Source organism: Staphylococcus sp. HMSC34G04 (genome assembly GCF_001838765.1).
GTDB lineage: Bacteria > Bacillota > Bacilli > Staphylococcales > Staphylococcaceae > Staphylococcus > Staphylococcus epidermidis.
This window is the reverse complement of sequence record NZ_KV838694.1, coordinates 1-18,598: the sequence shown is the minus strand read 5'-3', so window position 1 is coordinate 18,598 and position 18,598 is coordinate 1. Positions and strand designations below refer to the sequence as shown.

At 33.1% G+C, this 18,598-nt stretch carries 15 protein-coding genes; all 15 read left to right on the top strand.

Annotated features, from left to right (window positions below):
- Positions 1-3 precede the first annotated feature (3 nt).
- On the top strand, positions 4-3,504 hold the full coding sequence (mfd, locus tag HMPREF3241_RS01610) for a transcription-repair coupling factor (RefSeq protein ID WP_002490925.1): 3,501 nt from the start codon (positions 4-6) through the stop codon (positions 3,502-3,504).
- Positions 3,494-5,035 carry a polysaccharide biosynthesis protein gene (locus tag HMPREF3241_RS01605; protein ID WP_002457103.1) on the top strand — a complete coding sequence of 514 codons (1,542 nt, stop codon included), beginning with the start codon at positions 3,494-3,496 and terminating at the stop codon, positions 5,033-5,035. Before mfd ends, HMPREF3241_RS01605 begins: the two co-directional genes overlap by 11 nt.
- A complete protein-coding gene (locus HMPREF3241_RS01600) occupies positions 5,032-6,222 on the top strand; it encodes a MazG nucleotide pyrophosphohydrolase domain-containing protein (protein WP_001832236.1) in 1,191 nt (396 codons plus the stop codon). Before HMPREF3241_RS01605 ends, HMPREF3241_RS01600 begins: the two co-directional genes overlap by 4 nt.
- On the top strand, positions 6,219-6,482 hold the full coding sequence (locus HMPREF3241_RS01595; protein ID WP_002447891.1) for an RNA-binding S4 domain-containing protein: 264 nt from the start codon (positions 6,219-6,221) through the stop codon (positions 6,480-6,482). Before HMPREF3241_RS01600 ends, HMPREF3241_RS01595 begins: the two co-directional genes overlap by 4 nt.
- Positions 6,483-6,505: 23 nt before the next feature.
- A complete protein-coding gene (gene divIC / locus HMPREF3241_RS01590; RefSeq protein ID WP_001832241.1) occupies positions 6,506-6,907 on the top strand; it encodes a cell division protein DivIC in 402 nt (133 codons plus the stop codon).
- Between the two features lie 93 nt (positions 6,908-7,000).
- Positions 7,001-7,402, top strand: coding sequence for a S1 domain-containing RNA-binding protein (locus tag HMPREF3241_RS01585; RefSeq protein ID WP_002457104.1), 402 nt, complete (start codon positions 7,001-7,003; stop codon positions 7,400-7,402).
- Positions 7,403-7,679: 277 nt separating this feature from the next.
- The gene (gene tilS, locus HMPREF3241_RS01580; RefSeq protein ID WP_002447894.1) at positions 7,680-8,978 is read left to right on the top strand and encodes a tRNA lysidine(34) synthetase TilS; all 1,299 of its coding nucleotides are present in this window, start codon (positions 7,680-7,682) and stop codon (positions 8,976-8,978) included.
- A complete protein-coding gene (gene hpt, locus HMPREF3241_RS01575) occupies positions 8,978-9,517 on the top strand; it encodes a hypoxanthine phosphoribosyltransferase (protein WP_001832216.1) in 540 nt (179 codons plus the stop codon). The genes tilS and hpt overlap by 1 nt, the downstream gene beginning before the upstream one ends.
- A gap of 274 nt (positions 9,518-9,791) precedes the next feature.
- Positions 9,792-11,894: an ATP-dependent zinc metalloprotease FtsH gene (gene ftsH / locus HMPREF3241_RS01570; protein ID WP_001832199.1), complete on the top strand. Its 2,103-nt coding sequence runs from the start codon at positions 9,792-9,794 to the stop codon at positions 11,892-11,894.
- Between the two features lie 254 nt (positions 11,895-12,148).
- Positions 12,149-13,030, top strand: a complete 882-nt coding sequence (gene hslO, locus HMPREF3241_RS01565; RefSeq protein ID WP_001832190.1) for an Hsp33 family molecular chaperone HslO — start codon at positions 12,149-12,151, stop codon at positions 13,028-13,030.
- 336 nt (positions 13,031-13,366) lie between these two features.
- Entirely contained in the window at positions 13,367-14,299 is a 933-nt protein-coding gene (cysK, locus tag HMPREF3241_RS01560; RefSeq protein WP_001832242.1) for a cysteine synthase A, read from the top strand.
- A 295-nt stretch (positions 14,300-14,594) separates the two neighbouring features.
- Positions 14,595-15,428 (top strand): dihydropteroate synthase, encoded by an 834-nt coding sequence (gene folP, locus HMPREF3241_RS01555; RefSeq protein ID WP_070853394.1) that lies wholly within the window; start codon positions 14,595-14,597, stop codon positions 15,426-15,428.
- Positions 15,406-15,771 carry a dihydroneopterin aldolase gene (folB, locus tag HMPREF3241_RS01550; protein ID WP_001832204.1) on the top strand — a complete coding sequence of 122 codons (366 nt, stop codon included), beginning with the start codon at positions 15,406-15,408 and terminating at the stop codon, positions 15,769-15,771. Before folP ends, folB begins: the two co-directional genes overlap by 23 nt.
- Positions 15,772-16,251: a 2-amino-4-hydroxy-6-hydroxymethyldihydropteridine diphosphokinase gene (folK, locus tag HMPREF3241_RS01545; RefSeq protein WP_070592751.1), complete on the top strand. Its 480-nt coding sequence runs from the start codon at positions 15,772-15,774 to the stop codon at positions 16,249-16,251.
- A gap of 346 nt (positions 16,252-16,597) precedes the next feature.
- Positions 16,598-18,085 (top strand): lysine--tRNA ligase, encoded by a 1,488-nt coding sequence (gene lysS / locus HMPREF3241_RS01540; RefSeq protein WP_002458687.1) that lies wholly within the window; start codon positions 16,598-16,600, stop codon positions 18,083-18,085.
- Positions 18,086-18,598: the final 513 nt, after the last annotated feature.

The following is an 18,598-nucleotide window of genomic DNA, read 5'->3' as shown; positions in this document are numbered from 1 at the left end:
TCAATGATTGCAAATTACATTAGCGAAGATAAACGTTTTCAAGAATTAGATGAAGTCTTCGGCCAAGAGAATATTTTAGTTACGGGATTATCCCCGTCAGCGAAGGCAACAATTATTGCTGAAAAATATTTAAAAGATCATAAACAAATGCTACTCGTAACTAATAATTTATACCAAGCAGATAAAATCGAAACTGACATTTTACAATATGTAGATGACTCAGAAGTTTATAAATATCCTGTTCAAGATATAATGACTGAAGAGTTTTCTACTCAAAGTCCACAATTGATGAGTGAGCGTGTTAGAACGTTGACTGCGTTAGCCCAAGGCGAAAAAGGGTTATTTATTGTGCCTTTAAACGGATTTAAAAAATGGTTAACACCGGTTGATTTATGGAAAGATCATCAAATGACGATTAAAGTAGGCCAGGATATTGATGTTGATACGTTCTTAAATAAATTAGTTAATATGGGTTATCGTCGAGAAAGTGTAGTGTCACATATTGGTGAGTTTTCATTGCGTGGTGGAATTATAGATATATATCCATTGGTAGGAACACCTGTGAGAATAGAGCTATTTGATACTGAAGTAGATTCCATCAGAGACTTTGATGTAGAAACACAACGTTCTAACGATAATATAAATCAAGTTGAAATCACAACAGCCAGTGATTACATTATTACTGATGAAGTGATACAACACTTACAAAATGAACTTAAAAAAGCATATGAATATACACGCCCTAAAATTGAGAAGTCCGTACGTAATGATTTAAAAGAGACATATGAAAGTTTCAAGTTATTTGAATCTACCTTTTTTGATCATCAATTGTTACGACGTCTTGTTGCATTTATGTATGAAAAACCATCAACCCTTATTGATTATTTCCAAAAAAACGCGATTGTTGTAGTTGATGAGTTTAATCGTATTAAGGAAACAGAAGAAACACTCACTACAGAAGTTGAAGATTTTATGAGTAACTTAATTGAGAGTGGAAATGGATTTATCGGACAAGGATTTATGAAGTATGAAAGTTTTGACGCATTACTAGAGAAACATGCCGTTGCATATTTCACATTATTTACATCTTCGATGCAAGTGCCATTACAACATATTATTAAGTTCTCTTGTAAACCAGTTCAACAATTTTATGGTCAATATGACATTATGCGCTCGGAATTTCAAAGATACGTGCATCAAGATTACACTGTCGTAGTTCTTGTTGAAACTGAAACAAAAGTTGAACGTATTCAATCAATGCTTAACGAAATGCATATTCCAACAGTATCAAATATTCATGAAGATATTGATGGTGGTCAAGTTGTAGTAACGGAAGGTAGTCTTTCTGAAGGCTTTGAATTACCTTATATGCAGTTGGTAGTCATCACAGAAAGAGAATTATTTAAAACGAGACAAAAGAAACAACGTAAACGTACAAAAACGATTTCTAATGCTGAAAAAATAAAATCATATCAAGACTTAAATGTGGGCGATTATATTGTGCATGTGCATCATGGTGTCGGACGATACTTAGGTGTTGAAACACTAGAAGTTGGAGATACACATCGCGACTATATTAAATTGCAATATAAAGGAACCGATCAATTATTTGTTCCAGTTGATCAAATGGATCAAGTTCAAAAGTATGTGGCTTCTGAAGATAAGTCGCCTAGATTAAATAAATTAGGCGGGACAGAATGGAAAAAAACAAAGGCCAAAGTTCAACAAAGTGTTGAAGATATAGCTGATGAATTAATTGATTTGTATAAAGAACGTGAAATGTCTGTAGGTTACCAATACGGCCAAGATACTGCAGAGCAATCAGCATTTGAGCATGATTTTCCATATGAATTAACACCCGATCAAAGTAAATCAATCGATGAAATTAAAGGTGACATGGAAAAAGCAAGACCTATGGACCGCCTTCTTTGTGGTGATGTGGGATATGGTAAAACTGAAGTGGCTGTCCGTGCAGCGTTTAAAGCTGTCATGGATGGTAAGCAAGTTGCGTTTTTAGTACCAACAACGATTCTTGCACAACAACACTACGAAACACTCCTTGAACGTATGCAAGATTTTCCGGTCGAAATTCAATTGGTAAGTCGATTCCGCACAGCTAAAGAAATAAGGGAAACTAAAGAAGGGCTCGAATCAGGATATGTTGACATTGTCGTAGGTACACATAAATTATTAGGTAAAGATATTCAATATAAAGATTTAGGATTGCTTATTGTTGATGAAGAACAACGTTTTGGAGTACGACATAAAGAACGCATTAAAACTTTGAAAAAAAACGTTGATGTACTGACGCTTACTGCAACACCAATACCAAGAACATTGCATATGAGTATGTTAGGTGTACGTGACTTATCAGTGATTGAAACACCACCTGAAAATCGTTTTCCTGTACAAACTTATGTCTTAGAGCAGAATACGAACTTTATTAAAGAGGCATTAGAGCGTGAATTATCTCGCGATGGACAAGTATTTTATTTGTATAACAAAGTGCAGTCCATTTATGAAAAAAGAGAACAACTTCAAATGTTAATGCCTGACGCTAACATTGCTGTAGCACATGGCCAAATGACTGAACGCGATTTAGAGGAAACGATGTTAAGCTTTATTAATCATGAGTACGATATTTTAGTAACGACAACAATTATTGAAACAGGTGTAGACGTACCAAATGCTAATACGTTAATCATAGAAGAGGCCGATCGTTTTGGATTAAGCCAGCTATACCAATTAAGAGGGCGTGTAGGACGTTCAAGTAGAATCGGTTATGCTTATTTCTTACATCCAGCTAACAAAGTGTTAAATGAGACTGCTGAAGAGCGATTGCAAGCTATTAAGGAGTTTACCGAACTAGGTTCAGGTTTTAAAATCGCTATGCGAGATTTAAATATTCGTGGAGCAGGTAATTTACTCGGTAAGCAACAACATGGCTTTATTGATTCGGTTGGTTTCGATTTATACTCTCAAATGTTAGAAGAAGCTGTAAACGAAAAACGTGGAATTAAAGAAGAATCGCCGGATGCACCAGATATTGAAGTTGAATTGCATTTAGATGCTTATTTACCAGCTGAATATATACAAAGTGAACAGGCTAAAATTGAGATATACAAAAAACTTCGAAAAGTAGAAACAGAAGAACAACTTTTCGATGTCAAAGATGAATTAATAGATCGTTTTAATGATTATCCAATTGAAGTCGAACGATTATTAGATATTGTTGAAATCAAAGTCCACGCTCTACATGCGGGTGTCGAATTGATAAAAGACAAAGGCAAATCTATACAAATCATTTTATCACCTAAAGCGACTGAAGATATTAATGGAGAAGAATTGTTTAAACAGACGCAACCTCTTGGTAGAGCAATGAAAGTTGGCGTGCAAAATAATGCAATGAATGTAACGCTAACAAAATCAAAACAATGGTTAGATAGTTTGAAATTCTTAGTTAGATGTATTGAAGAAAGTATGGCGATTAAAGATGAAGACTAAGAGTGAGACGGCGTTTAACGGCGTCGTTATACTTACCTTAGCATTAATTATTGTGAAGATACTAAGTGCCATTTATCGCATTCCGTATCAAAATGTTTTAGGTGATGACGGTTTATATGCTTATCAACAAATATATCCTGTCGTAGCACTAGGGGTTATTTTATCTATGAATGCTATTCCAAGTGCTGTGACTCAAGTGATAGGTGTTAATCGATCCGATGAAGTCTATACAAGGGTTATGTTTCGATTACAATGCATAGGTTTTATCGTCTTTATTTTGCTTTTTATGTTTGCGAATATGATTACCCGATGGATGGGCGATTCTAATTTAGCACCCATGTTAAAGATGGCCAGTTTTAGTTTTATTTTAATAGGTGTCTTAGGAGTGTTAAGAGGATTTTATCAATCAAAACAAGTAATGACCATACCAGCAATTTCCCAGGTTATAGAACAGGTAATTAGAGTTAGTTTAATCATTGTTGCAATTATTATGTTTTCAATGAAACACTGGTCTATTTATCAAGCAGGAGCATTAGCTATATTGGCATCTTCGATTGGTTTTTTAGGTTCAATGTTATATTTATTACTTAAAAAACCACTTAAACTTAAGTTATGCTATCGCTTTAATAATACTTCCATTCAATGGAAGCAGTTGTTTATTTCCATATCCATATTTGCATTGAGTCAACTTATCGTTATTTTATGGCAAGTTGTGGATAGTTTTACAATAATACGTTTATTACAACATAGCGGTATTGCTTTTAAAGAAGCAATTATTCAAAAAGGCATTTATGATCGTGGTGCTTCATTTATACAAATGGGTTTGATTGTAACTACGACTTTTAGTTTCGTTCTTATCCCATTACTTACTCAAGCAATTCGTGAACATAATCAAATTCATATGAATCGTTATGCAAATGCATCAATTAAAATCACGGTAGTAATAAGTACAGCAGCTAGTATAGGATTAATTAATCTGCTTCCACTTATGAATGTTGTATTCTTTAAAAGTAATCATTTAACTCTAACTTTGAGTGTTTATATGTTTACAGTGATATGTGTTTCGTTAATAATGATGAATATCTCATTATTACAAGTTCAAACCAGTATTCGTCCCATTATTATGGGTGTGATAATAGGAATACTGTCCAAAATTATTTTAAATGTTATATTAATACCTTTTTGGGGTATCGTGGGTGCAAGTGTGAGTACAGTCTTATCACTACTACTTTTTGTCATAATATTGCAAGTTGCAGTCTTAAAGTACTACCGTTTTAATCGTATATCTTTATTTATCGTTAAACTTATTTTAGGTATGATAATTATGAGTATAGTTGTTCAAACTGTCATGCTTGCCTTACCTTCAAAAAGTAGGATGTTAGGATTACTAGAACTTATAGTTAGCTCAATTATAGGCATAGTGATTATAATGTTGTATATTATTATATTTAATGTATTAGGATACAAAGAAATAAAGCACTTACCTTTTGGAGACAAATTATATCAAATGAAGAGAGGAAGACGGTCATGACCCATACAATTACAATAGTTGGTTTAGGTAATTATGGCATTGATGAGTTACCTTTAGGTATCTATCGTTTTTTAGAAAAAGAGTCTAAAGTATATGCTAGAACCTTAAATCATCCTGTCATCAATACGCTAAAGAAAGAAATTGAATTCGAGAGTTTCGATAGTATTTATGAAGCACATGACCGTTTTGAAGATGTTTATGAAGCGATTGTCACATCACTAATAGAATTGGCACAATCTGAAGATATTGTTTATGCAGTTCCTGGTCATCCTAGAGTTGCTGAAACTACGACTGTAAAATTATTAGAGTATAGTCATTTTAATAAGGATATCTCTGTGAAGGTACTTGGAGGAAAAAGTTTTATTGATGACATTTTTGAAGCGGTTGATGTAGACCCCAATGATGGTTTTACACTGCTTGATGGTACGTCATTAAAAGAATCGGCCTTAAATGTTCGTACAAATACAGTAATTACTCAAGTTTATAGCGTAATGATAGCTGCCGATTTAAAACTTACTTTAATGGAAAGATATCCTGATGATTTTAATGTGAAAATAATTACTGGTTCTCATAGTGATGGAGCTCACGTAATTGAATGCCCACTTTATGAAATTGATCGCTACGACGATTATTTTAATAATCTTACAAGTTTATTTATTCCAAAAATCAATGAGGATACATTACTTTATCAAGATTTTGATTACGCAGTTCAAACTATTGATTTACTCGTTGATAATGAAAAAGGGTGTCCGTGGGATAAAGTACAAACTCACGACTCATTAAAACGGTATCTTTTAGAAGAAACGTTTGAATTATTTGAAGCCATTGATAATGAAGATGATTGGCATATGATAGAGGAATTAGGAGATATACTTTTACAAGTATTATTACATTCTAGTATAGGTAAAAAAGAAGGATATATTGATATCAAAGAAATTATAGAAAGTCTCAACACCAAGATGATTCATAGACATCCACATATCTTTGGTAATGCGCATGTAACTTCGCAAGAGGATTTAAAAGACATTTGGTCACGTGCTAAAGAAAAAGAAGGTAAAGTGCCTCGTGTTAAATTTGAGAAAGTATTTGCAGACCACTTCTTGAAATTGTATGATAAAACAAAAAATAGGCAATTTGACGAAGATGATCTCAAACAATTTTTACAACAAGGAGAGAAAAATTCATGAGATTAGATAAATATCTAAAAGTGTCACGATTAGTTAAACGACGTACATTAGCTAAAGAAATTAGCGACCAAGGTCGAGTGACTGTCAATGGAAATGTGGCAAAAGCAGGTACAGATATCAAAGAAAACGATGAACTCATTATTCGTTTTGGACAAAAATTAGTCACAGTTAAAGTAACAGGATTAAGCGACCATGCTACAAAAGAAAATGCAAAAGGTATGTATGATTTGATTAAAGAAGAACGTATTAATGAAGAGTGAAATGCTTAAGGAGGTGACAAGCAATGAATAAAAAAGTAGAACATATCGGTAACCAATATACGTCACAAGAAAATAAGAAAAAACAACGACAAAAAATGAAAATGCGTGTTGTACGTAGACGTATTGCTTTATTCGGAGGTATTCTTTTAGCGATTATCCTCATTCTACTTGTATTGCTTGTCATTCAAAGACATAATAACGATCAAGATGCAGTTGAAAGGAAAGAGAAAGAAACTGAGTTTCAAAAACAACAAGATGAAGAAATTGCTTTAAAAGAGAAACTTAATAATTTAAATGATAAAGACTATATCGAGAAAATAGCGAGAGACGATTATTATTTAAGTAATAAAGGTGAAGTCATTTTTAGATTACCTGATGATAAAAAATCCTCTCAGTCAAAGACTTCAAACGAAAAAGGCAATTAGAATAAAATAATATGATTATATCATTGTGAAATTACGTGAACAGGAATATAATAAGGATAAAATCGAATCTAACCAGGAGGATTTATTTAGAAAATGTCAATCGAAGTAGGAAACAAGCTTAAAGGTAAAATTACAGGTATCAAAAAGTTTGGTGCATTCGTAGAATTACCTGAAGGAAAAAGTGGTTTAGTTCATATCAGTGAAGTTGCCGACAATTATGTTGAAAATGTTGAAGACCACTTATCAGTAGGTGACGAAGTAGAAGTTAAAGTTTTATCAATCGCGGATGATGGTAAAATTAGTTTATCAATAAAAAAAGCTAAAGACCGCCCTCGTAAGCCTCGTCACAGTAAAGCTAATCACGGTAAACCAGTTCAAAAAACTGAAGACTTTGAGAAAAAATTAAGTAACTTCTTAAAAGATAGTGAAGATAAATTAACGTCAATTAAACGTCAAACCGAATCACGCAGAGGCGGTAAAGGTTCTAGACGTTAATATGATATAGATTAAACGACCGTTAATGTCAGAGTGATGATGTTTTTAGTACTTTGACAAATAGTGGGAAGACACTACGAAGATGTTTAGTCCTTGATTAAACATATGCAACATCCACATGGGGTGGGAGGTAGAATTCAATTATATTACTTTGAATTCTCTCCTACTCCTATTTTTGTTGATGTTGAGTAAGTCATATTACGTTATGGAAGACGGATTTAATTGTATCACGTAGAATTCAATTTAGTGGCATCATTTAAAGTAACGAGGTGAATAAATGAATATCAAAACAGATGGTTGGTCTAAAAAAGCACATATTGTTGTGGCTGTCTCAACAGGCATTGATAGTATGAGTTTATTATATAGCTTATTAAACGACTATCAACATACATATCGTAAATTAACATGTGTTCATGTTAACCACGGATTGCGTGAACAGTCATATGAAGAAGAAGCGTTTTTGAGAGAGTATTGCCATCAACATCATATTGACATTTATATAAAGCGTTTAGACTTAAGTGATATTGTAGCAGACGGTAATAGTATTCAACAAGAAGCGCGTCAACGTCGTTATGAATGGTTTGGAGATATCATAGCTCAATTAAGAGCAGATGTATTGTTAACAGCTCATCATCTTGATGATCAATTTGAAACGATTATATATCGTTTGTTTACAGGGAGATCAACACGTAATTCATTAGGTATGACATATGAGTCGTATTTTAATCAATACAAAGTGTATCGTCCTATGTTAAATTTAAAAAAAACTGAAATATTAGCGTATCAGTATGCGAACCAAATTCCATACTATGAGGACATGTCTAATCAAGATAGAAAATATGTTAGAAATGACATTAGACAACGCATCATACCTGCAATTAACGAGAACCCGCATTTAAACGCGCATCAGCTACTCAAACTTAAGGATTGGCATGATATTGAATTGCAATCGTTAAAAGAACAAGCTGAAACGTTCATCAATAACGAAGTTTCAAAAAGTAAATATTTAACCTATTCCTTTTCTAGAACTGCTTTTAATGAATTGAATGTGAATATCAAAAGCGTAGTTATGGATTTGTTATTCGAAAAATTAGATTGTCATTTAGCAATGCCACAACATGCTTATGACGAGTGGTTTGAACAGATTAGAAATGATAAATCTCAATTTAATATTCACGTAACAGATGAATGGATAATTCAAATTGCATATGATAAATTAATAATAATGGCTAAAAGTGAAATGGATCAATATATATTAGACCGTATATGTATTAGAAAGCCAGGTACATATGAATTTAATGATTATCAAATTGATATTCATCCTGACTTACCACAACAGTTATATCCGCTTACTGTGCGTGTCCGACAAAATGGAGATGTGTATAAATTAAATGGTCAAAAAGGTCATAAAAAAGTGAGTCGTTTATTTATCGATAAAAAAGTGACTCTTGCTGAACGTCAGCGCATCCCACTCATTATTAATCAAGAAAATGCAGTGTTAGCTATTGGCGATTTATATGTTAAAGAAAATTTTAAAGAATTTATTTTGATTTCGAATAATGGAGATGAATTATAATGCATAAGGATTTAAAGAATGTTTTGTTATCGGAAGAAGACATTCAAAATATTTGTAAAGAGATGGGAGCTATCATTACTGAGGATTATAAAGATCGCCCACTCGTTTGTGTTGGTATTTTGAAGGGATCAGTCATGTTTATGGCAGACTTAATTAAACGTATTGATACACATTTATCAATCGATTTTATGGATGTTTCAAGTTATCATGGTGGAACGGAATCGACTGGGGAAGTTCAAATATTGAAAGATTTAGGTGCTTCTATAGAAAATAAAGACGTACTTATAATTGAAGATATATTAGAAACTGGTACAACTTTAAAATCTATTACAGAGTTATTGCAATCACGTAAAGTTAACTCTTTAGAAATAGCTACATTATTAGATAAACCTAACCGTCGCAAAGCTGATATCGAAGCAAAATATGTTGGTAAAAAGATTCCAGATGAATTTGTAGTTGGTTATGGTTTAGATTATCGTGAGTTATATAGAAATCTGCCATACATAGGCACACTAAAAGCAGAAGTTTATTCTAAATAGATTTTAAAATTGGATCTGTATTAATTAATAAGTATGTTAGTATAATGAACTGTGCGTAGATTTAGTGTAGACTCAAAGTAACAATTCAAAAATGTTATGAATTGATTAAAACTATTAAGATAATTAATGTTAACAGATAGTAAACAAAGAATAATGCATTTTAAAATCGACAAAATTGTAGATGCAATACTAAAGTTGAAATACTAGCCTGAATATAAAGTGTTGTGTTACAATTTTTGTTAGTTTTATTATTGGAAGTAGGAGGAAATGACGCATGCAGAAAGCTTTTCGCAATGTGCTAGTTATCGCAATTATTGGCGTTATTATATTTGGCCTCTTTTCATTTTTAAATGGAAATGGGAATATGCCAAAACAACTTACATATACTCAGTTTGTTAATAAGTTGAATAAAGGCGATTTAAAAACTTTAGAAATTCAACCAGAGCAAAACGTATATATGGTAAGTGGTAAAACAAAAAAAGATGAAGATTACTCATCGACAATTTTATATAACAATGAAAAAGATTTACAAAAAATCACAGATACAGCTAAGAAACAAGATAATCTTAAATTTACAGTTAAAGAAGAAGAAAAACAAAGTGTATTCGTTAGTATTTTAACGACACTGATTCCTGTATTAATCATTGCATTATTATTTATTTTCTTCCTTAGCCAAGCCCAAGGTGGCGGCGGTGGTGGTCGTATGATGAACTTTGGAAAATCCAAAGCTAAGATGTACGACAGTAATAAACGTCGAGTTCGTTTCTCAGATGTAGCAGGAGCTGACGAAGAGAAACAAGAATTAATAGAAATTGTAGATTTCTTAAAAGATAACAAGAAATTTAAACAAATGGGTTCAAGAATTCCAAAAGGTGTCTTACTTGTTGGGCCTCCAGGTACAGGTAAAACATTATTAGCACGTGCGGTTGCAGGTGAAGCTGGTGCACCATTCTTCTCAATTAGTGGATCTGACTTCGTTGAGATGTTTGTTGGTGTTGGTGCGAGTCGTGTTCGTGATTTATTTGAAAATGCTAAGAAAAATGCCCCATGTATCATTTTTATTGATGAAATTGATGCTGTTGGACGTCAACGTGGTGCAGGTGTAGGTGGCGGTCATGATGAGCGTGAACAAACATTAAACCAACTATTAGTTGAGATGGATGGTTTTGGAGAAAATGAAGGTATTATTATGATTGCGGCTACAAACCGCCCAGATATCTTAGACCCTGCATTGTTACGTCCTGGTCGTTTTGATAGACAAATTCAAGTTGGACGACCAGATGTTAAAGGTCGTGAAGCAATTCTTCATGTGCATGCGAAAAATAAACCTCTTGATGAAACAGTAGATTTAAAAGCTATTTCTCAAAGAACGCCAGGTTTTTCTGGTGCAGACTTAGAAAACTTGCTAAATGAGGCATCTTTAATTGCAGCACGTGAGGGTAAAAATAAAATTGATATGCGCGATATTGAAGAAGCAACTGACCGTGTTATTGCAGGTCCAGCTAAAAAATCTCGTGTAATTTCTGAAAAAGAACGTAATATTGTAGCGCATCACGAAGCAGGTCATACTATCATCGGTATGGTGCTTGATGAAGCTGAAATTGTACACAAGGTAACAATTGTCCCTCGTGGACAAGCAGGCGGTTATGCAATGATGTTACCAAAACAAGATCGCTTCTTAATGACAGAACCAGAATTACTCGACAAAATATGTGGTTTATTAGGTGGACGAGTATCTGAGGATATTAACTTTGGTGAAGTATCAACAGGTGCTTCGAATGACTTTGAACGAGCAACGCAAATTGCAAGATCTATGGTTACAGAATATGGTATGAGTAAGAAATTAGGACCATTACAATTCTCAAGCAATAGTGGTGGACAAGTATTCCTTGGTAAAGATATGCAAGGTGAGCCGAATTATTCTGGTCAAATTGCTTATGAAATTGACAAAGAAGTTCAACGAATTGTTAAAGAGCAATATGAACGTTGTAAACAAATCTTGTTAGAACATGAAGAACAACTTAAGTTAATTGCTAAAACACTACTTTCAGAAGAAACATTAGTTGCAGAACAAATTCAATCATTATTCTATGATGGTGTTTTACCAGAAGTAGATTATGACTCTGCAAAAGTTGTGAAAAATGAAAATAGTGATTATAGTGATGGAAAGTATGGAAAATCATACAACGACATTCGTAAAGAACAGTTAGAAGATGACGATAAAGAAGATGATGACAACCATGAAAAAGATGAAGTAAACCAAGACAACACAGACAGAGAAGCTGATAATACTTCACATACGAATGAACCAGGTCATCAACAATCTCCGAACATCGATAAACCATACAATCCTAACGATCCAAATCATAGACAATAGTACAAGTTTTAGTAAGTCTCTTTTTGCTCACGTATGAATTGAGTGAAAAGGGACTTTTTTATGTATAGTTTATACCAATACATTTTTAAACTTTTGGTAAAAATATTGTTATCATCTCTCATGGTTATAATACTCAATAAACATGTATGAGCAATAGATTTCATATTAGCCAATAAGAGATGTATAATAACCAATCAGTATTAAAAAATAAAAAGTTTTAAATTATAGATTATTTTTAAAAAGGAGATTTAACAATGACACATGATTATATAGTGAGAGGTTTAGCATACGGTGGGGAAATAAGAGCATATGCTGCAATCACAACAGAGTCAGTACAAGAAGCACAAACACGTCATTATACATGGCCTACTGCTTCTGCCGCTATGGGAAGAACTATGACAGCTACTGTTATGATGGGTGCAATGTTAAAAGGAAATCAAAAGTTAACAGTTACTGTTGATGGCAAAGGTCCAATTGGCAGAATTATTGCTGACGCAGATGCTCAAGGAAATGTTCGTGCATATGTAGACCATCCACAAACGCATTTTCCACTCAACGATCAAGGTAAATTGGATGTACGGCGAGCAGTTGGTACTGATGGTTCCATTCAGGTTGTTAAAGATGTTGGAATGAAAGACTACTTTTCTGGTGCGAGTCCAATAGTATCAGGTGAGCTAGGAGATGATTTCACATACTACTATGCCACAAGTGAACAAACACCATCATCAGTAGGATTGGGTGTATTAGTTAATCCAGACAACTCAATCAAAGCAGCGGGAGGATTTATTATTCAAGTTATGCCAGGTGCTACTGATGAAACGGTGACTAAATTAGAAGAAGCCATTAGTCAAATGCAACCTGTATCGAAATTAATTGAGCAAGGACTTACACCTGAAGGAATATTAAATGAAATTTTGGGTGAAGGTAATGTTCAAATTTTAAATTCAACGTCAGCGCAATTTGAATGTAATTGTAGTCATGAGAAATTTTTAAATGCTATTAAAGGTTTAGGAGAGGCAGAAATTCATAGCATGATTAAAGAGGATCATGGAGCTGAAGCTGTATGTCACTTCTGTGGTAATAAATATCAGTATAGTGAAAGTGAATTAGAAGATTTATTAGAAACAATGAAATAGTTCAAAAAATGATGAGTTAATATAATTTATAAAACAAACTGGATATAAATTTTAAAAGTTATGCACTCAATTTTAATAGAAGTTAGTCATATAGTAATGTAAAAGTCGTCGAAAAGGAGGATTATTTGTTGTCCTCACTTTCGTTCGACTATCTTTTTTTACGTTTAACTTAATCTTTTGTAGGAAATGTCTTATAGTAAAGACCAAAGTAGTATATAGTTTTATTTATAGTAAGACTATACGGTTTGTCTTTTTAGAAAATTCTGATAGAATAAAGTTATATCCGATAGAAAAACTAAGTATTGATAAATTGTAAAACTAAAAGGAGTGTTTTGGATGGCACAAAAACCTGTAGATTATGTTACACAAATTATTGGGAATACACCTGTAGTCAAATTAAGAAACGTTGTTGATGATGATGCAGCTGATATTTATGTTAAGTTAGAATATCAAAATCCAGGTGGTTCGGTAAAAGATCGTATCGCTTTAGCGATGATTGAAAAAGCTGAGCGTGAAGGGAAAATTAAACCTGGTGATACAATCGTTGAGCCTACGAGTGGTAACACTGGTATAGGTCTAGCATTTGTATGTGCTGCCAAGGGGTACAAAGCAGTTTTTACAATGCCTGAAACAATGAGCCAAGAGCGCCGTAACTTATTAAAAGCTTATGGTGCTGAACTAGTATTAACACCAGGATCTGAAGCTATGAAAGGTGCAATAAAAAAAGCTAAAGAATTAAAAGAAGAGCACGGCTATTTTGAACCACAACAATTCGAAAATCCAGCAAATCCTGAAATTCATGAACTTACAACTGGACCAGAATTAGTTGAACAATTTGAAGGTCGACAAATTGATGCATTTTTAGCTGGTGTAGGAACTGGTGGTACGTTATCTGGTGTTGGTAAAGTATTGAAGAAAGAATATCCAAATGTGGAAATAGTAGCTATTGAACCTGAAGCTTCTCCAGTATTAAGCGGTGGTGAACCAGGCCCTCATAAATTACAAGGATTGGGAGCAGGTTTCGTACCTGATACTTTAAATACAGAAGTTTATGACAGCATCATCAAAGTAGGTAATGATACTGCTATGGATATGGCACGTCGTGTTGCTAGAGAAGAAGGTATATTAGCAGGTATTTCATCTGGTGCTGCAATATATGCTGCTATTCAAAAAGCAAAAGAATTAGGTAAAGGTAAAACAGTTGTAACAGTATTACCAAGTAATGGGGAACGTTACTTATCAACACCATTATATTCATTTGATAATTAAAAACTAAACTAAAAATCATTTTGGACGAAGATTTGTTTCTAAAGTTTTAAAATAGCGTGTATTTCACGTTGATTTTTCAACTTTTTATAAAATAAATCTTCGTTTTTTATTTAATCAGACCAACCAATATTGTAGCTTCTATCTAAAATCGGCTACCTTTTTTTAATATGCCGATAATATATACTCAAAACTTATTGAAATGAATGATATCATGAAGTAGCAGATGTGTTTAGTAATGTAGTTATTATTGAAAATTAAAAAAATCTAAGAGTATATTATTGAAAAAGGTGAAATTATGATTAAAACAAAAATAATGGGGATATTAAATGTGACACCTGACTCATTTTCTGACGGAGGACAGTACCACTCAGTTGATCAAGCTGTGAAGCGTGCTAAAGAGATGATAGATGAAGGTGTAGACATCATAGACGTTGGAGGTGTCTCAACACGACCAGGTCATAAAGAAGTATCGCATAAAGAAGTATCGCATAAAGAAGTATCGCTTAAAGAAGAAATGAATCGTGTATTGCCTGTGGTTGAGTCTATCGTTAAATATGATGTGCAAATTTCGGTTGATACATTTCGAAGTGAAGTTGCGGAAGCTTGTCTTAAACTTGGTGTTTCAATGATTAATGATCAGTGGGCAGGCCTATTTGATTCGAATATGTTTAATGTGGTATCTCAATACGGTGCTGAAATTGTACTTATGCATAATGGTGACGGTCATAGAGATAAACCTGTTGTTGAAGAGATGCTTGTATCATTACTTGCGCAAGCGAATAAGGCTGAACTAGCCGGTATACCACATAATAAAATCTGGTTAGATCCTGGAATAGGTTTTGCTAAAACACGAGAAGAAGGAAATGAAGTAATGGCAAGATTAGATGAATTAGTAGCGACCGAATATCCAGTTTTACTTGCAACAAGTCGAAAAAGATACATTAAAGAAATGATGAATCAAGATTCTTCTCCTTCAGATAGAGATGAGGCAACTGCAGCTACAACGGCTTATGGTATAATGAAAGGCGTTCGTGGGGTTCGAGTTCATAATGTATTATTAAATACGCGACTAGCCCAAAGTATGGATTTTCTAAAGGAGAATGAATATGAACGACATCATCTTTCTTAATGGAATGCGTTTTTATGGTTATCATGGAGTATTAGCTGCAGAAAATGATATTGGACAAATTTTTGTTGTTGATATTACTTTAAAGGTTGATCTTAGTTATGCAGGTCAATCAGATGATGTAAAAGATACTGTAAATTATGGAGAGGTTTATAAAGATGTAAAGTCTATTGTTGAAGGGCCACGTTCATGCTTAATTGAGCATCTGGCTGAACGTATTGCAAAACATATAAATTCACACTATAATCGTGTAATGGAAACGAAAGTTAGAATCACTAAAGAAAACCCACCTATTCCTGGTCATTACGATGGTGTTGGGATTGAAATAGTGAGGGAGAATGACTAAATGGTTAAAGCTTATTTAGGATTAGGGAGCAATATTGGAAATAGAGAACTACAACTCAATGAGGCTATTAAAATACTTCATGACTATCAAGGTATTCAAGTAACTCAAGTTTCTCATATTTATGAGACTGAACCAGTGGGATATACTAATCAACCGAAATTCTTAAACTTGTGCATTGAGATAGAGACTGAATTGAATCCACAATCTTTGTTAAAATGTTGTTTAACAACGGAACAACAACTTCATCGTAAAAGAGAAATACGTTGGGGGCCTAGAACTTTAGATATAGATATACTACTGTTTGGTGATCAAATTATTGAACAAGATAATTTATCAGTGCCGCACCCTAGAATGAAAGAACGTTCGTTTGTTCTTATCCCATTAAATGATATAGCTACTAACCAAATAGAACCGATCTCTAATAAAAGTATCGGGCAACTAGTAGTAACTGATAATAGCGTGAAAAAATATAAGGATTAATAAAGTATAGTAATATGGTTTTAAAACTTAAATGAAACTTTTAATGAAAGAAATTCATATATTGCTAATCAATAAGTTTATAAAGCTTGCAACTATTCGATGAAAATATAAATTACTTTATTACATTTTGATGGTCTTGTAGAATAATAAAGTGAGCATATTTGCTTTGATTAGATGCAATATCAACCTTCATGGAATAACAATACATATGAAGATAAGAAGGAAATAATGAAAGGCTTAAATATAAATTAAAACTGATTGGGAAACAATATATAGCTCCTAAAGTTTTCAACAGAAAGACATGGAACAATAAATTGATAAATCAAAGTTCAAAGGAGAGAATTTTATGTCAGAAGAAATGAACGACCAAATGCAAGTTCGTCGTCAAAAATTACAAGAATTAATTGATTTAGGGATTGATCCTTTTGGTCATCGATTCGATCGCTCATCTACTTCAAGTGAGTTAAAAGAACAGTGGGACCAATTCTCTAAGGAAGAATTGCATGAAAAAGAAGACGAAAGCCACGTGTCAATTGCAGGTCGTCTTATGACTAAACGTGGTAAAGGTAAAGCGGGATTTGCACATATTCAAGACTTGAAAGGCCAAATTCAAATTTATGTAAGAAAAGATCAAGTTGGAGATGATCAATTTAACATTTGGAAAATGGCTGACTTAGGTGACATTATAGGTGTTGAAGGTGTCATGTTTAAAACTAATACGGGCGAGATTTCTGTCAAAGCTAAGTCGTTTACTTTACTATCCAAATCATTACGACCTTTACCTGATAAGTTCCATGGTTTACAAGATATAGAACAAAGATATCGACAACGTTATTTAGATTTAATTACAAATGAAGATAGTACGCAAACGTTTATTAATCGTAGTAAAATAATTCAAGAAATGAGAAACTATTTAAATAAACAAGGATTCTTGGAAGTAGAAACACCAATGATGCACCAAATTGCTGGAGGTGCTGCTGCACGACCATTTGTTACGCATCATAACGCTTTAGATGCTACTCTTTATATGCGTATAGCTATAGAACTACATTTGAAAAGATTAATTGTCGGAGGTCTTGAAAAAGTCTACGAGATAGGCAGAGTCTTTCGTAATGAAGGTGTGTCTACAAGACATAACCCTGAATTTACAATGATTGAATTGTATGAAGCTTATGCTGATTATCATGATATAATGGATTTAACTGAAAATATGGTCAGACATATTGCTCAAGAAGTTTTTGGGTCAGCTAAAGTACAATATAATGGTGAAGAAATTGACTTAGAATCTTCATGGAAACGACTTCACATTGTTGATGCTGTTAAAGAAGCTACCGGTGTAGATTTTTATAATGTTAATTCTGATGAAGAAGCGATTAGATTAGCAAAAGAACATGATATTGAAATTACTGAAAATATGAAATATGGCCATATATTAAATGAATTTTTTGAACAGAAAGTTGAAGAAACACTTATTCAACCAACGTTTATTTATGGACACCCTATTGAAATTTCACCGTTAGCAAAGAAAAATCCAAATGATGAAAGATTTACTGATCGTTTTGAATTATTTATTGTAGGAAGAGAGCATGCAAATGCCTTCACGGAATTAAACGACCCGATTGATCAACGTCAACGTTTTGAAGCGCAACTTGTTGAAAAAGAACAAGGAAATGATGAAGCGCATGATATGGATGAAGATTACATCGAAGCATTAGAGTACGGAATGCCTCCAACTGGTGGTCTAGGTATCGGTATCGACAGATTAGTAATGCTATTAACTGATTCACCGTCAATTAGAGACGTATTACTATTCCCATACATGAGACAAAAATAGATTATATTAGTGATAATTGTTTAAAATTACAAACCATCATAATGTTTACAAATTTAATTGTATTGATTATGTTTTGGCGCTGCCTTCTTAATATTTAAAGGCAGCGCCTATTTTTCTAGCTTGAAATTATACCCGTGAAAAATTACGGATTAAACTCGATTAAGAATACATATAAGGAGAAAGATGTATAAAGTTATAAATAGAGGATTATATAACAAAATTGCTAAAATAGTCATATAGCAATCAAAACTAATATATGCTAGAATATTTGAAGTGAAAAGAGAGAATTTCTCTATTTGATACAAAAAATATCAAAATAGCATAAAAAGTGTTGACATATATTGATAAGTGAAGTAACATATAAAAGTCGTCAAAAACGAGAACGATATGTTATGCAATTGCAAAGAAAATTTTAACAAAGTGTAAAATTAACTGTTGCATTAGCTTTTAAAAGTGTGTATCATTAATTAAGTAAGTTAATTTTGTCTGGTGACAATGGCAAGGAGGTCACAC

What these genes read in the sequence shown, in the direction of transcription:
- cysK (WP_001832242.1), top strand. Translation starts at nt 13,367, where the DNA reads ATGGCACAAAAACCTGTAGATTATGTTACACAAATTATTGGGAATACA.
- folK (WP_070592751.1), top strand. Translation starts at nt 15,772, where the DNA reads ATGGTTAAAGCTTATTTAGGATTAGGGAGCAATATTGGAAATAGAGAA.
- HMPREF3241_RS01595 (WP_002447891.1), top strand. Translation starts at nt 6,219, where the DNA reads ATGAGATTAGATAAATATCTAAAAGTGTCACGATTAGTTAAACGACGT.
- folP (WP_070853394.1), top strand. Translation starts at nt 14,595, where the DNA reads ATGATTAAAACAAAAATAATGGGGATATTAAATGTGACACCTGACTCA.
- HMPREF3241_RS01600 (WP_001832236.1), top strand. Translation starts at nt 5,032, where the DNA reads ATGACCCATACAATTACAATAGTTGGTTTAGGTAATTATGGCATTGAT.
- folB (WP_001832204.1), top strand. Translation starts at nt 15,406, where the DNA reads ATGAACGACATCATCTTTCTTAATGGAATGCGTTTTTATGGTTATCAT.
- HMPREF3241_RS01585 (WP_002457104.1), top strand. Translation starts at nt 7,001, where the DNA reads ATGTCAATCGAAGTAGGAAACAAGCTTAAAGGTAAAATTACAGGTATC.
- divIC (WP_001832241.1), top strand. Translation starts at nt 6,506, where the DNA reads ATGAATAAAAAAGTAGAACATATCGGTAACCAATATACGTCACAAGAA.
- hslO (WP_001832190.1), top strand. Translation starts at nt 12,149, where the DNA reads ATGACACATGATTATATAGTGAGAGGTTTAGCATACGGTGGGGAAATA.
- lysS (WP_002458687.1), top strand. Translation starts at nt 16,598, where the DNA reads ATGTCAGAAGAAATGAACGACCAAATGCAAGTTCGTCGTCAAAAATTA.
- ftsH (WP_001832199.1), top strand. Translation starts at nt 9,792, where the DNA reads ATGCAGAAAGCTTTTCGCAATGTGCTAGTTATCGCAATTATTGGCGTT.
- tilS (WP_002447894.1), top strand. Translation starts at nt 7,680, where the DNA reads ATGAATATCAAAACAGATGGTTGGTCTAAAAAAGCACATATTGTTGTG.
- mfd (WP_002490925.1), top strand. Translation starts at nt 4, where the DNA reads ATGATTGCAAATTACATTAGCGAAGATAAACGTTTTCAAGAATTAGAT.
- HMPREF3241_RS01605 (WP_002457103.1), top strand. Translation starts at nt 3,494, where the DNA reads ATGAAGACTAAGAGTGAGACGGCGTTTAACGGCGTCGTTATACTTACC.
- hpt (WP_001832216.1), top strand. Translation starts at nt 8,978, where the DNA reads ATGCATAAGGATTTAAAGAATGTTTTGTTATCGGAAGAAGACATTCAA.